The sequence below is a fragment of the Amycolatopsis anabasis genome (assembly GCF_009765355.1).
Lineage (GTDB): Bacteria > Actinomycetota > Actinomycetes > Mycobacteriales > Pseudonocardiaceae > Amycolatopsis > Amycolatopsis anabasis.
The window spans coordinates 1,656-14,640 of sequence record NZ_VTHK01000107.1 but is presented as its reverse complement, the minus strand read 5'-3'; the positions used below and the strand labels follow the sequence as shown (position 1 = coordinate 14,640).

16 protein-coding genes and 1 pseudogene are annotated in these 12,985 nt (G+C 67.0%); 9 read left to right on the top strand and 8 right to left on the bottom strand.

Going from position 1 to position 12,985, the window contains the following annotated elements; translation table 11 throughout:
* Positions 1-298: 298 nt before the first annotated feature.
* Together FXO23_RS49280 and FXO23_RS49275 are read left to right on the top strand one after the other, a co-directional pair.
* Positions 299-553 (top strand): hypothetical protein, encoded by a 255-nt coding sequence (locus FXO23_RS49280; protein ID WP_158895929.1) that lies wholly within the window; start codon positions 299-301, stop codon positions 551-553.
* 114 nt (positions 554-667) lie between these two features.
* Positions 668-1,147, top strand: a complete 480-nt coding sequence (locus FXO23_RS49275) for a hypothetical protein (protein WP_158895926.1) — start codon at positions 668-670, stop codon at positions 1,145-1,147.
* A 26-nt stretch (positions 1,148-1,173) separates the two neighbouring features.
* On the opposite strand, the gene FXO23_RS49270 is transcribed toward FXO23_RS49275, so the two are convergent.
* On the bottom strand, positions 1,174-1,710 hold the full coding sequence (locus tag FXO23_RS49270; RefSeq protein ID WP_158895924.1) for a hypothetical protein: 537 nt from the start codon (positions 1,708-1,710) through the stop codon (positions 1,174-1,176).
* Positions 1,711-1,984: 274 nt separating this feature from the next.
* On the opposite strand from FXO23_RS49270, the gene FXO23_RS49265 reads away from it, so the two are divergent.
* The gene (locus FXO23_RS49265) at positions 1,985-2,536 is read left to right on the top strand and encodes a hemerythrin domain-containing protein (RefSeq protein ID WP_158895922.1); all 552 of its coding nucleotides are present in this window, start codon (positions 1,985-1,987) and stop codon (positions 2,534-2,536) included.
* Between the two features lie 623 nt (positions 2,537-3,159).
* Here the strand turns inward: FXO23_RS49265 and FXO23_RS49260 are convergent.
* The gene (locus FXO23_RS49260; RefSeq protein ID WP_158895920.1) at positions 3,160-3,333 is read right to left on the bottom strand and encodes a hypothetical protein; all 174 of its coding nucleotides are present in this window, start codon (positions 3,331-3,333) and stop codon (positions 3,160-3,162) included.
* 533 nt (positions 3,334-3,866) lie between these two features.
* Here FXO23_RS49260 and FXO23_RS49255 point away from each other — a divergent pair.
* Both FXO23_RS49255 and FXO23_RS49250 read left to right on the top strand, forming a co-directional pair.
* Entirely contained in the window at positions 3,867-4,256 is a 390-nt protein-coding gene (locus FXO23_RS49255; RefSeq protein WP_158895918.1) for an STAS domain-containing protein, read from the top strand.
* 120 nt (positions 4,257-4,376) lie between these two features.
* Positions 4,377-5,117 (top strand): hypothetical protein, encoded by a 741-nt coding sequence (locus tag FXO23_RS49250; RefSeq protein ID WP_158895916.1) that lies wholly within the window; start codon positions 4,377-4,379, stop codon positions 5,115-5,117.
* A 92-nt stretch (positions 5,118-5,209) separates the two neighbouring features.
* Here FXO23_RS49250 and FXO23_RS49245 read toward each other — a convergent pair whose 3' ends face one another.
* The 5 genes from FXO23_RS49245 to FXO23_RS49225 all read right to left on the bottom strand — a co-directional run bounded on the left by FXO23_RS49245 (position 5,210) and on the right by FXO23_RS49225 (position 7,805).
* Entirely contained in the window at positions 5,210-5,380 is a 171-nt protein-coding gene (locus tag FXO23_RS49245; protein ID WP_158895914.1) for a hypothetical protein, read from the bottom strand.
* Between the two features lie 327 nt (positions 5,381-5,707).
* The gene (locus FXO23_RS49240) at positions 5,708-6,112 is read right to left on the bottom strand and encodes an anti-sigma factor antagonist (RefSeq protein WP_218952430.1); all 405 of its coding nucleotides are present in this window, start codon (positions 6,110-6,112) and stop codon (positions 5,708-5,710) included.
* Between the two features lie 299 nt (positions 6,113-6,411).
* Complete coding sequence (locus FXO23_RS49235; protein ID WP_158895909.1) at positions 6,412-6,627, bottom strand: hypothetical protein; 216 nt, start codon at positions 6,625-6,627, stop codon at positions 6,412-6,414.
* The gene (locus FXO23_RS49230) at positions 6,620-6,862 is read right to left on the bottom strand and encodes a hypothetical protein (RefSeq protein WP_218952429.1); all 243 of its coding nucleotides are present in this window, start codon (positions 6,860-6,862) and stop codon (positions 6,620-6,622) included. The genes FXO23_RS49235 and FXO23_RS49230 overlap by 8 nt, the downstream gene beginning before the upstream one ends.
* A gap of 580 nt (positions 6,863-7,442) precedes the next feature.
* Positions 7,443-7,805: an STAS domain-containing protein gene (locus FXO23_RS49225; protein WP_158895908.1), complete on the bottom strand. Its 363-nt coding sequence runs from the start codon at positions 7,803-7,805 to the stop codon at positions 7,443-7,445.
* A 928-nt stretch (positions 7,806-8,733) separates the two neighbouring features.
* Here FXO23_RS49225 and ltrA point away from each other — a divergent pair.
* Positions 8,734-9,999 (top strand): group II intron reverse transcriptase/maturase, encoded by a 1,266-nt coding sequence (gene ltrA / locus FXO23_RS49220; RefSeq protein ID WP_158895906.1) that lies wholly within the window; start codon positions 8,734-8,736, stop codon positions 9,997-9,999.
* Positions 10,000-10,305: 306 nt separating this feature from the next.
* Here ltrA and FXO23_RS49215 read toward each other — a convergent pair whose 3' ends face one another.
* Positions 10,306-10,752: a CBS domain-containing protein gene (locus FXO23_RS49215; protein ID WP_158895903.1), complete on the bottom strand. Its 447-nt coding sequence runs from the start codon at positions 10,750-10,752 to the stop codon at positions 10,306-10,308.
* Between the two features lie 618 nt (positions 10,753-11,370).
* Between FXO23_RS49215 and FXO23_RS49210 the strand changes: the two are divergent.
* The 3 genes and pseudogenes from FXO23_RS49210 to FXO23_RS51385 form a co-directional block, all read left to right on the top strand.
* Positions 11,371-11,621 (top strand): annotated as a pseudogene (locus FXO23_RS49210) (acyltransferase family protein); the annotation flags it as partial.
* A gap of 47 nt (positions 11,622-11,668) precedes the next feature.
* Entirely contained in the window at positions 11,669-11,869 is a 201-nt protein-coding gene (locus FXO23_RS49205; protein WP_158895901.1) for a hypothetical protein, read from the top strand.
* Positions 11,870-12,328: 459 nt separating this feature from the next.
* A partial coding sequence (locus FXO23_RS51385; RefSeq protein WP_246258594.1) for a SulP family inorganic anion transporter occupies positions 12,329-12,985 on the top strand: 657 nt, incomplete at its 3' end.

Genomic DNA, 12,985 nt, shown 5'->3' with positions numbered 1-12,985 from the left:
GCGTCCGCGCCAGGGCATGCGGCGGTGACCTTTGGCGTGCCGTGATGGTGTGCGGGACTTACCGTGGAGGTGCCCGCGCGAATGTCGCGGCCGGATTCGGGTCACGGGATGTCCGGGGCAGCTCACGGTGTTGCGGAATGACTCGAACTGTGTCCGCTGGTTTGTACGCCGTGGTGAGTGGGACACGTACGTCGGCCGAATGGTGAACAGCAGGCACGGGCTGAGCGGGTCCGGCGGCGGTTATCTCACCCGGTGGGCGGGTAGTTCGTTGGTGGTGCCGCCGAAAGCGAGGAAGCCGATGGAAACCGTCACCACCACCGACGTGCGTGAGCTGCTCGAGTCGAAGCAGCCGGACCCGAATCTCGTGCTGCTCGAGGGGCGAGTCACCGTGGTGCCCGCAAAAGAATTGGAAGGTGGCTGTCACCCCGGCGCGCTGTACGTCGTGTCCCGCAAAGCGCTAACCGACCGGCTCGGTCGGCGGGAGTTCTCCGCACACGATCTCGAAGTGATCGCGGGGAACCTCAACTCCGCCGTCTCCAATCTCGGCGGTTGAGGCCGACTCGGCAGGGCATCGCTACCGTGTTCGAGCCGGGCTGCGGTCGCGGCGACGCGGCATTCGTCGGGGATGGTTCGTTCGGACTGCGGACGAGCGGGGTACCTACCCACCATGGACCGATTCCTGAGCATCTACCTCAACGACCAGCTCGCCATGGGCATCGCCTGGCGCGAACTGGCGCGAAGGGCGCAGAAGGCCAACCGAGCGACCGAACTCGGCGACACGTTGTCGCGCGTAGCGGCAGAAATCGCCGAGGACGTGGAAACGTTCGGCGACATCATGCGCAGGCTGCGCATCCGCAGGAATCTCGCGAAGGGTGCGCTGACGACGCTGGCGGAGCGGATCGGACGCCTCAAACCCAACGGGCGGGTGGCGACCTATTCTCCGCTGAGCCGCTTCGAAGAACTCGAAGTCCTCATCATGGGCATCGAAGGCAAGAAACAACTGTGGAATACCTTGGACCAGCTCGCCGACCTGAAAACGCGACTCCCCGACATCGACTTCCGGCGGTTGATCGACAGAGCCAGTCGGCAACGTGCCCTCCTCGAACCCCACCGCGCACAAGCCGGAGTCGACGCCTTCCAATACTAGCCGCCTCCTGGTTGCCCCGGGCCGGATCAGTCATCCGTCGAGGCGTCCCGGCGCGGCGGGGGGCCGATGTGCGGATGGCGCCCCTTCCGCTTCCGCGCGTGGATCTGACCAGGCCCCGGACCGTGGCGTGCCGCCAGGCGGTCGGCGACCAGCCCGGTGACCGTGGCGTACACGGCTTTATGCGCGAGATCGACAACGACTTCGCGGCGTGGCCAGGTCCAGGGCGGTGCTCCGACACCGGTGGCGTTTTCCAGGGTCTGGTCGTTGGTGAGTCGTACTGCCCAGAACATGGCCGAGGCCCACGGCCCACGCAGACCCGCGGACGCCATCGCACCGCGGAGCACGCCCAGCAGCATGCCCTGTCCCGCGTGCATGGCCACGTTGAGCGCCCAAGGCTGCCGCCGCGGTGCCTCAGGCAAGCCGACCAAGCGTTCGAGTGTCCGGGCGGGCACGTGGGAATCCGCTCGACCGGTGCACCGCTGCTCGATCTTCTCTCCCGCCGTCATCACCAGCGCCCCCGCCAGGCCAGCCGCGGCACCCTGCCCCATCGCTCGTAACCACATACGCGCTGGCTACCCGCATCAGCGTCCGCAAATCCCCATGCTCGCGATACAGTTCGCGCGACCGGTGACCAGAGCCAGCACGCCGCACAACCATGGCCGCGGCCGGAACCCTAGCGGGAAAACGCTCGTCATCGGATGCTTCGCGCGGCCGCGCAGTTCCTTCCGCATTTCACTCCTTCGAGATCGCGAGAAGTCGATCGTGACTGATGTGTGTGGAAGTAGTTGGTGCCGGGTAACCCGGCCGACACACCGGAGCGGATGCGAGGAGAACCCCATGCCTGGCGACGTCGTCGACCTGATCATGTCGGACCACCGCGAAGTCGAGCGGTTGTTCGAGGAACTGAAGACCTCCCCGGAGAAACGCCCGTTGCTGGTTCCGGTGGTGACTGCCCTGTTGACCGCGCACAGCCGAGCCGAAGAGGCGGAGGTGTACCCGATCGCCCGCGACGAGGCCGGCGAGACCGACAAGGTGGCGCACAGCCAGGAGGAGCACGCGCAGGCCGAACAGCTCATGGAGCAACTCGTTCGCGCTGACCCCCAGTCGCGGAAATTCGACCAGGTGCTGACCGAACTCGTCGAGGCGGTCGAGCACCACGTCCAGGAAGAGGAGTCGGTCGTGCTGCCCGGCATGCGGGAACGGCTCAGCGACCACCGTCGCGAGGAACTCGGACGCGCGTTCGCGGCCAGCAGAGCACACCACATCGGCCCTCACCCCGGCGAAGCCAGCAAGGAAGAACTCCTGGCCCAGGCCCGCAACGCCGGCATCAGCGGGGCATCCGGCATGAACAAGGAAGACCTCACCCAGCAACTACGGCAGTCATCCTGAAATAAGCGCGCCCAGTCCTGCCGCAGTCGGCGCTCACTGTCACACAGTCACACCGGATGGACAGGAGATCCCGGCCAGTGCTGCTCAACGACACTCGCCCAGTGGCTACGTGTCACCGCGGCGCGTGCCGATACCGCAGCTTCCCGCCTCCACAAGAGGGTCGCTCGAGGAACGAAGACGGGTACCAGACGGGTAAATGCCACCTCGAGCGTCACCGTATCGATACCGAACCGCGCCGAAGGAACACCATGTCTCCCAAAAACCGGCGAACCCTGAGCGTGGCAGCCCTGCTCTCAGCGGCAATCGCTGTGACACTGCTGTTCGTGCCCATAGCGGCGACCGGGATTATCCTGGCCATGGTCGTCACCTACACTCTCCTTGGCGTGGCGAACAACCGCCTCCCGCGCAAACATTCTTCACCGAGATAACCGGCCCGCCGCTTTCGGCCCAGCGGCCGAGCTTATCGAACCCTCTCACGGCGAGAAGCTCCATTCTTCCCCGAGAGGAACAGCACGTCTCCGGAACGCCGGTTCCGCTGGGCCGAGATCTGGGTGGACAACGAGGGTTCGAACCAGTGGATGGATTGGGCCGGGGCGAGGATCTTCGCGATATGCTCGCTGGGCTCAGTTCCACTTCCGGTGACAGCACTTGCCGATGCCTTGTTGAACGCGCCACACACCTTCAGTGACCGTGCTGCGCGGAGTGCCGGCAGCGGAAGCGGTGTAGGCGGTCATGAGCAGCAGGGTGATGACAAGACCAAAGCCGCCGAACAGAGCGGTCGCGGCGGCACCGTTCATCGGGATCGCGAACGTGCCGTCCGCGGTGTGGCACGTGACCGCGATCGCGGAGCGGAAGGTGACTTCGGTGGTGCTCGTGCCGGTGTCACCGAGCCCGTTCTCGCACGCTCGCTGGACTTCGAGGGGCTGATCGTTCCCCGGGCCACGACGGCGGTGAGCATGGCGATGCCCCTCCCGAAGACCAGCATGACCAGCGCGCGGGGAGCGTTGCGGATCCGCTGTCGCCGGGGTCCGGCTGCGGGACATCGCCCCGCGATCGGCACACCAGCGCCTGCCGAAAATCCGCCGTCTGCGGCGGTGAGTGGGGCCACGTCCGCTCCAGTCGATCGCACCGTTGTCCCTGAGGCTCGGCACCGGTTTCCCACGGCGGAAGCGGATGATGTGTTGGCCTGCTGGATGAGGTGGACACGGCTACCGTGGATGTGGGGCGCGATCTCGCGAAGGGGTCGTGTGGTTTCCGAGCGCGGTGACACGGCGCGGCGGTATTCCCCCACTTCGGTCGCGGCGGAGGCACCGGGAAAGGGATGTGACCGGTGACCGGTATCCGGCGCCGCCCGGCTTTGTCCGGGGCGGTGCCTTCCCCTGCTGCCTTATTGACGGTGGAGATCTCCACACCACGGGTGGACACGGTGGTGGTCGCGGGGTGGGGCGAGATCGACGACGCCACCGCACCGCGCCTGAGGGCCGAGTTGGCGCTGGCGTTGCGGTCGGCGCCGCGTCTGCTGGTGGTGGATCTGGCCGAGGTGTGGTTCCTCGGCTCGGCCGGGTTGAACGCGCTTACCATCATCCGGGACACGCTGCCCGGGGGCACGCGGCTGCGGATCGTCGCGTCCGGCCGCGCCACGCGCAGGGTCTTCGAGCTGGCCGGGCTCGGTGAGGTGTTCGATCTCTACCCGACCCGGGACGCGGCGCTGAGCGGGTAACCACGCCACAGACCTACTGTGCCTGGGTGGGGCAGGGCAAACAACGATCGCCATTTCCCCTGCTTGCGTGCGGGGGCGGGCACTCCCTGCGGAGTCTAGTGACCGTGAAGGAGGCCGAACGTGAGCAGCTGGCCTGCCAGTACCCTGGCCGCCGAGGCGGCCGCATGGGTGACCAGCCTGCGCCGGGAACGCGGACGACGCCACGCGGCCGCGGACGCCCTGGCGTGGCTGGAGCAGCTTCTGCCGGAGCTGCCGCCCTTCACGGCCCGGACGGCCGACCGGGCGAGGTTTCGCGCGCTCTGCGCGGTGATCGGCCGCCACGATTGGGGGCCGTACCCGGTCGACGAACTCGCCGCCGGCATCGGCGGGCCCGAGGTCGAACTGCGCATGGTGCTCGACCAGATGGCCGCCGACGGACTCACCCCCAACCCCACCGCGATCGCCCGACGCACCACCGTCCTGCCCAGACGCCCCGCCCGATCTGCACAACACGATCCTGGAGGTCACGCCGCACGATCCTGGAGGTCACGCCGCGGTCCCGGACCAGTGGGTGGCGCCTTGCCGGATCCGGCGGCTACCGGTGCCGATACTTCCGGTATCGGTCTCGAACCGTCCAGACTGATCTCCGTGGACCCCAGCCCCGCTAGATCTTGGGACGTCGTTCCCGCATCTCGCGCCACAGCCGCGTGCGCGCGGGCCCGCGCGCACGCGGCCGCGCAGGTTTGCGAGGAACTGCGTCGGCGTGCCAGGTCACGGCAGACGGAGACACGAAAGTTACTCGAATCCAGCGCACGCCTGCTGAGCCAAGCCCGCGACCGCACCCAGTGGCGGACCACACCAGGCAGAGGCACACCGGACTAGACCACTAACCCCGTGGACGTGCTGAAGGGGCACACGACGCTTGCGCGTGTGCTGCCCAGCACCGGGGTCGGCGCCGCTGGGGCAGGTGCCGGTCAGGCGCGCTGACCGATAGCCAGGGCGCGGGCCTGGTTCGGGTCGGCGCCGCGGTGGCGTTCGTCGATCGCGCGCCGCAGCTGCTCGATGGTCAGCGCCATGGTGTTCTCGATGCCGAGGTGCTGGGCCTGCTCCCGCAGGTCCTCCCAGGTCTGATCATGGCTGCTCATGGTCACGTTTTTCGAGACGACAACATGTCTTCCGTCTCCATAGGTGCCCCGTCCGCGCGCGGAGCAAACCCGCACGCGCGGGCTCCGCCCGCCGGAGCGATCCGGTGGCGCGGTGCTGACCGTGGAGCTGCCAGCCCCGCGACACGGACACGGTGGCGACCGCCGCAGACCATGATCGCGGTGACCAGACCCCGGTGGCGCGTCGTCCTCCTCGACCTCGGTGACCCGGAAACCGTTCCGAGCCGACCGCGCTCGAGACGACCGTCGAGTTCTCCCCGTCCCGGGCCGCACGTTCGTCGAAAAGCCCTAAAACCCCAAACCCCGTGTTCAGGCTGCGGACAGGGCGGCGGTGACACCCGGCCGCACGGTCAGCACCCGCCGCAGGCCGGTGGCCCCCAACGGACGGAGCACGGCGCGGTGGTCGGCGACCAGGCGCAAGGGCAGGTTCCGGCGGGCGCACCGGTGGTGGTGCTCGAGCAGGACCGCCAAGCCCCGGCACCCCAGGAACCGCACCCGGGTCAGGTCGGCGATCACCGGTGCGGGCGGCATCGCCACCGCCTCGGCCCGGCACAGTTGCTGATCGAGCAAGCCCACGGTGGCCAGGTCGATATCCCCGGCGAGGTGGACGATCACGGCATATCCTTCCACTTCCCGATCCGCCACCAGCACCGACCGCTGACCCCGCTCAGGCGGGATCTGGATCACGGTGGCATTCTCGGGCAGCTCGGGCATCACCACGCCTACACAGGTTCGCGCGGGATTGTCCGTGTCTTCGACGGTACCCGCCCGCACCGAGGCCGCAACCCGAGCCGGAAACAGCTCGGCGGGCCCGGTGTCATCCGTTTCCTGGAAACAACCCGGGCCCACCGGGCTGCGCACCCGTTGTGTCCACCACGACGTGGGAACAACCAGGACATACCCCGTCCGTCGCGGGGCCACTCCACACCGAACACCCGATCCTGTGCGCGCTCCACCGGCGGTATGCGGTCCATGGACCCGGAAATCCGACGTGCCTGGAAGGACGGTCAGCGTCAGGGGTCGCCGTGGACGTTGTCCGCTTCCCGGGGGTGGGTGGGCTGGGTGCGGCCCTGCTCGTCCTGCCGCAGCTCCTGCCCGCCACGGCCTGTATGGCGGCGTAGCGCGTCCCGCAACTCCCCGGTGGTGAGGTACTGGGCGCGCGGCACACCGGCCTGGCGGGCCAACGCGAGCAGGTCGGTCCGGTTGCCCGGCAGCGGCCGCTCAGCCACGCCCGGCAGCCTCGTCCCCGGAGCTGGGCCGCTGCTCGGCCAGCCGCCACCCCCTGCCGGCACATCCCTCGGGCAGCGGCGGCAGGACATGCCCGGCCACATTCGTGCTGAACCGGTGCCCACATCCGGAATCACATGTGTAAAACCCGCTGACCGGAGCCTTCTGCCCCGGCGTGAACATGGCGTTCTCGCCGATGGTGGTCATGATCCCGGCATACCCACCCCTTCCCGGCATTACACGCAGAATGACATCGCAGAATGCGGCGCGGCCCCGTTCGAGAAGCTGTGCGGCGATGTCAGCCCCGTGGTCGTCCAGCGCGAGATCGACCCCTCCGGCCGTGGTGCCGGTGCGCCAGGGTCCGGGAGCACCGGCACCACCACATGCCAGTGTTCTCGCTCCCGCGCCGACCCGCAGCGCACCGCCACCCCTTCGGCGCAGTAAGCGCGGACGCCGGTGCGCATCCGGCGAAGAAACTGTGGAATTCGCGCGCGGATAGACCCTGCTCACCGGCACCCACCCCACCCTGGCCCCACCGGGTGTCACAACGTCGACGCCGGGGCGACCAGCCAGCGCTGCGACGTGGACCGGCCTGAAAGTGCTGCTGTTCCTGGCGCTTCTGACCTCGCCCGCGGCCGCATTGGAGCGTCGCTTGGGACTTTCGTCTCCCTCTCGAAAGATTCGTCCCCTCGGACGCAGCGCGATCCCACACGCTCGCTTGTGTAGTGGGGATGGAGGGGTGAGACTTCCCGCGCCCACCTCGAGCCCCCAGGATGGGCCCGACATTGACGATACGGCTCGATGCGGTCGGGCGTGCTCAGGCTTCGGCTGCGGACAGGGTGGGATAGAGGGTGAACACCTCGGCCAGGCCGGTGATCTCCAGCGTCCGCAGCGGCCGCCCGGTCGCCACGATCCGCAACGCGGTGCCCTTCCCACACGCGTGATGCGCGGCGACCAGCACAGTCAGCGCGGCCGAGGTCATGAACACCACCCCGGTCAGATCCACCACCAGCACGGCCGGGCGAGCACCCAACGCCAGCGCGACGGATTCGGCCAGCTGCGGCGCGGTGACGTGGTTGATCTCGCCCCGCACGATCAACACCGGCCCCCGGCCACGCTCCTCGACCACGACCTCCACCATCGGCACATCCGAGGCCTGCGGTTCCGACACAATGCTCACCTGATCATTGTGCCCCACCACGATCCTCTCGACTGGGGTCGAAAGACCCCACATCACGCGCACCGCGCACCACCGGCACACCAGAACCGACAACCACCCACCTCAGTGGACCATTGGCCCTTTCTAAGTCTCCCGTATTCCGGCGGTGCGCCCCAACACCGGCCCGCGCCGCTTCCAGCCGCGCCGCACGGACACTGACCGGGGCACCCGTTGGGGGCACCCGGGGGCCAGGGGCCGATTCGAAACCGCCGCCTAGATGACCTATTCCAAGGTCAGTGGTCCCTATCTTGATCGTGTCCGGGCTGGTGATCGGTTCGGGTGTCCCGGAAGGGCCGGGTGTGGCTTTCAGTGGTCTGCCCGTGGGTTTAGGTGACCTTGCTGGAAGTGGTGCTGTGCAGGAGATGAAGGTCTGGTCCTTCGGAGCCGCCCTGCGGGGGGAGGCTTCAAACCACCTCAAGCTGCGTTGGCTGAAGACCGTCGTGGTGAGCGTTGAGGAGAAGGCGCGTGGTAAGCGCGTCAGGTGGGGATCGGGAAGGCGAGCGCAAGCGAACCGCTGTTGACGTGTCGAAACAAGCAGCTGACATCAAAACCGGGGCGGTTAAATGGCGCCGGGATGAGTCTGGCGGGTGCCCGCTGATTGGCCAGGCGGTGTCCGGCATGGAGGCGGCGCGAGCCCGGTCTGCGGCTTCTGCATGGAACGTGGGAAGGCGGACGTCGACACCGCTGCCAGCCCGGTGCTGGCAGCGAGAGGGAGCGCGCCGAGCAGCAGAAACTGTGAGGTGTTGAGTACCGTCGCGGCGTCCGCTGGCGGACCGGCTCGTAGTAGTGGTGAAGCCCCGGTAATCGGGGTGGAGTGAAGGGGCCGGCTCATCTGTCGATCTGTTCGCACGGTCAACCGGGGCGTGCCCTCGGGAGGAAGCGAGTGGGCATGTCGCAACCGCAGGACAAGCCTGTTGACATTCCGAAGCAACTGGTGTGGGAGGCGTATCAGAGAGTCAAGGCCAACAAGGGTGCGGCCGGGGTGGACAGGCAGTCCATCGACGACTTCGAGTCCGATCTGAGGAACAACCTCTACAAGATCTGGAACCGGATGTCGTCGGGGACCTACTTCCCGCCCCCGGTGATGGCGGTGGAGATACCCAAGTCCGGCGGCGGGGGAGGCACCCGGATTCTCGGGGTGCCCACCGTGGCTGACCGGGTCGCCCAGACGGTGGCGGCGATGGCGCTGGAGGCCCGCACGGAGTCGATCTTTCATGACGACTCCTATGGGTATCGGCCTCGTCGTTCCGCGCTGGACGCGGTGGCTAGGTGTCGCCAGCGGTGCTGGAAGAAGGACTGGGTCATCGATTTGGATGTCGCCAAGTTCTTCGACAGCGTGCCGTGGGACCTGATGGTCAAGGCGGTACAGGCCAACATCACCACCGAACAACGCTGGGTGCTGCTGTATGTCAAGCGGTGGCTCGCCGCTCCGATCCAGCAGCCCGACGGCACGCTTGCCGAGCGAGACCGAGGAACCCCACAGGGATCCGCGATCTCGCCGGTGCTGGCTAACCTGTTTATGCACTACGCGTTCGACTCCTGGCTGGAACGTGAGTTCCCGGCCGTGGACTTCGAACGGTACGCGGACGACGCGGTAGTGCACTGCGCGACCGAACGGCAGGCACGCCACGTCCTTGCCGCGCTCGCCGAGAGGATGGAAGACGTCGGGCTGCGCCTGCATCCCGACAAGACCAAGATCGTGTATTGCAAGGACAGCAGACGTCGAGGCGCTTTCGAGCACACGGCGTTCGCGTTCCTGGGGTACACGTTCCGGCCCCGCAGAGCCCGATATCCGGACGGGAAGGCGTTCACGTCCTTCTTGCCCGCGGTCAGCGCGGGAGCACTCAAGGCGATGGGTCAACGGGTCCGCTCCTGGCGGATCCACATGCGCGTCAGGGACGATCTCGCCGACCTCGCCGAATGGGTAAACCCCATCGTGGCGGGCTGGATGAACTACTACGGCCGGTTCTACCGGTCGGTGCTTTATCCCCTTCTACGACGCATCAACACCTACCTGGTGCGCTGGGCGCGGAAGAAATACAAGAGGCTGCGCTCTTTCAAACGCCGCAAGGCATGGTGGACCGGTGTCCTCGATCGAGAGCCCGGCCTGTTCAAGCACTGGGCATGGGAGAGCCAGTTCAGCTGGGGAGGGTGAGAAGAGCGGAGTGACGGGCGACTGTCACGCTCCGTTCCGTGGGAGCCCGGGGCTGAGATGCCCCGGGCCACCCGACGGAGCCGGTCGGCGACGCGCACCCCAGTTGATCATGAACGCAGCCCTTGGTCGATGATTCCTCTTGCGACAGAAGGAAGTTCGATCCAAGGGCTGCGTGATCAGTGTGCATGATGTCGATCGGGGGCAGGTGCGCGGGGACCTGAACCGGTTCCGGCAGGAGTTCTACGACTGCTTGGCCGCGCGAGCGGATGGGTTGTTCGAGCTGGCGGATGCGGTGTTGTGTACCGATCAGTGGGGTGCGAGCACCAGTTCCAGTAGCCGGGACGCGGTGATGACACCGACCAGCGTGCCGTCGCGCATGACCGCGGCCAGCGGGCAGCGTAGCCGGGCCATGATCGCGGCGACCTCGATGATGGTGTCGTCATGGTTGACCGCGGCCAGTTCGGGTGGTGTGGCTGGCAGGAGGTGGCGGACGGTCTTGTCGCCTAGTTTGTCCGCGGCTCGGTCGGCCATCGATTCCGACAGTACTGCGGCCAGCGAGGGGTCTTCCTGGACGTAACCGGGTACCAGGAACTTCACCACCTCGGAGGCGGGCAGAACCGTGTGGGGCTTGCCATCGGTATCGGTGACGACGAGGCCGGGTAGCCGGTGGCCGGCCATGAGCTGGGCTGCTTCCAGCGCGAGGGTGTCCAGACCTATGACCGGGAACTCCTCGGCCATGTGGTCGGCATGCATCTCCCCAGGTTACGACAAATCGGTCATTTCCACTATGGGGGTGGTGGGACTTCATCATGGCGTTGGCGCCGTCCTGGCGTCGTGATCGGACCTGTCGGCGGGCTGATTGTTCGGGGCCTCGAAGAGCGGCGCGCGACCGGCACGTCGGCATGGGCACGGCGGCTGGTGCCGCACCCTACATCCGGACGGGCTTTCCGGCGGTGTCGCCTTCTCACGGCGTCTTTACGGCGTCGAAGTCGCCCTGTTACCGGGTTTCGTGGTCACGTGCTGGCTGTCGGAGCTTCGGGATGGCGCGCGTGACGAGAGCGTGGGATTCCTGGCCGGGTACGGCTGGCAGGCGTCCGGGTGGATGGGACCACACGAGTTCACCACTCGTTACTCTATGTTCGAGTGGCGAGGTTCGCCGGTCTGGGAGATCGATCGCTTCGGCCACGCCGCACAGCCGTTGACACGACGGTCAGCCTGGTGGCTTCCGCGTCACAGCAGGCGCCCGGCTGGAAGCGGCGGGGTAGTTCGAGTGTCGCCCGTAGTTGGAGCATCCCGTAGCGGGAGAGGAATCCGAGGGCCCGGCATCGCGCCCGCTGTAACGCTCCCGGGGCGGGCGTCCGGTCGACGGCTGTGTCGGGCGCGGGGCGCCGATACCGGCCGGAGTTGCTGGGCTGCGGGCGGTATCGGTGCTGCTGGTCTACCACGTGTGGTTGGGCCGGTTCTCCGGTGGCGTGGAGGTGTTCTTCCTGATCTCCGGATTCCTGATCACGGGGCAACTGTTCCGCGCCAGCGCTCGGGGCAGGATCGTGCTCGGGCCGCTGTGGGGTCGGATGATCAAACGGCTGTTCCCTGTCGGGCTGACCGTACTGTCGGTGATCATCTTTTGGACTTCAGTGATTACTTCTGCGAGCAGGACACCTGCCCTCCGGTGATCGGCAACGTGTTGGTGTACAGGGACAACAACCAGGTCAGTGCTACCTACATGAGCACCCTGTCCCCGATCCTGGAGCACGCCATCGACTCCGCGCTGGACTGGCCGACCGAAGAGGGGTGCCGCACCGGCCTGAACCCGGTGTTGGTCAAGCCAGCCACGTCGAGTCGCCGCAAGCGGCCCCGGGCATCGCGATGATTCTCAGCGCGCGAGGCCAACCTTGGCCAGCGGCATGGCGCACTCCCTCGTCCGGTGACGATCCTCCCACCACGAGCACCCCGGTGACATCAGAATGCACCGACATCGTCCAGGCTGCGAACACCGCGACGTCGACTTCACCCGCAACTGACGTCACTTCAGGCGGGCACAACCGGCCGGGGGTTTCCGGCGGCCAAGGCCTGCGGCGATCCGCCCCGTCTTCTTGGACGAACCTGGGGCCAGCGGCACGGGTGAGGTGGGGTCGGCTCACCGACGTCCTGTGCCGACAGCACAGCAGATGATCATCACTAACGGCACACCTTGACCTCACCCTATACTGGTCTTTACGGAACCTTTACGGATCTTAGCGACATCTTTACGACAGGAGTGCCGGGAAGTCTGGTCGGCCGCTCGGCTCACGGTGGGTCGAGATTGAAGCATGCCGTGGAGCGGAGACCGATGATCCAGCGCGTTGCCAGAGAGCTTCTTTCCGGCCTGACCGTGGCCATCGTGGCGTTACCGCTGGCCATCGCGTTCGGTATCACCGCGACCGGTACTTCGGAGGGAGCGCTTGTCGGGCTGTATGGCGCGATTTTTGCCGGGTTTTTCGCGGCGGTGTTCGGCGGCACGCCCGGCCAGGTGACCGGCCCGACCGGTCCCATCACCGTCGTCGTCACCGGAGTCATTGCCGCGCACGGATTCGAGGGCGCGTTCGTCGCGTTCATCATGGCCGGCGTGTTCCAGATCCTGTTCGGGCTGTGCCGGATCGGCTCGCTCATCCGCTACATACCCCAACCCGTGGTGTCGGGTTTCATGGGCGGGATCGCACTGATCATCATCCTCGGCGAAATAGACCAGGTGCAGAAGAGTTTCTTGTTGGTGGCGCTGACGATCGTGCTCATGCTCGTGTCCGCCCGGGTGATCAAATCGATTCCGTCGAGCCTGATCGCGCTGGTGATCATCACCGCGATCCTGCCGGTCGCCGATTCACTGCTGCACAACCTGCGCGTCGGACCGGTCCCGCTCAACGCCGCGGTCGACTACATCGGCCAGATCCCGGAATCGATCCCCTCCCTTGCCCTCCCGGAGTTCAGCGGTTCGCTGATCCTCACCCTG

Excerpts from the sequence above, each read along its gene's own strand:
- FXO23_RS49245 (WP_158895914.1), bottom strand. The coding sequence starts at position 5,380 with ATGAGCAGCCATGATCAGACCTGGGAGGACCTGCGGGAGCAGGCCCAG.
- FXO23_RS49240 (WP_218952430.1), bottom strand. The coding sequence starts at position 6,112 with ATGCCCGAGCTGCCCGAGAATGCCACCGTGATCCAGATCCCGCCTGAG.
- FXO23_RS49275 (WP_158895926.1), top strand. The coding sequence starts at position 668 with ATGGACCGATTCCTGAGCATCTACCTCAACGACCAGCTCGCCATGGGC.
- FXO23_RS49230 (WP_218952429.1), bottom strand. The coding sequence starts at position 6,862 with ATGCCGGGAAGGGGTGGGTATGCCGGGATCATGACCACCATCGGCGAG.
- FXO23_RS49270 (WP_158895924.1), bottom strand. The coding sequence starts at position 1,710 with ATGTGGTTACGAGCGATGGGGCAGGGTGCCGCGGCTGGCCTGGCGGGG.
- FXO23_RS49260 (WP_158895920.1), bottom strand. The coding sequence starts at position 3,333 with ATGAACGGTGCCGCCGCGACCGCTCTGTTCGGCGGCTTTGGTCTTGTC.
- FXO23_RS49280 (WP_158895929.1), top strand. The coding sequence starts at position 299 with ATGGAAACCGTCACCACCACCGACGTGCGTGAGCTGCTCGAGTCGAAG.
- FXO23_RS49215 (WP_158895903.1), bottom strand. The coding sequence starts at position 10,752 with ATGCATGCCGACCACATGGCCGAGGAGTTCCCGGTCATAGGTCTGGAC.
- FXO23_RS49265 (WP_158895922.1), top strand. The coding sequence starts at position 1,985 with ATGCCTGGCGACGTCGTCGACCTGATCATGTCGGACCACCGCGAAGTC.
- ltrA (WP_158895906.1), top strand. The coding sequence starts at position 8,734 with ATGTCGCAACCGCAGGACAAGCCTGTTGACATTCCGAAGCAACTGGTG.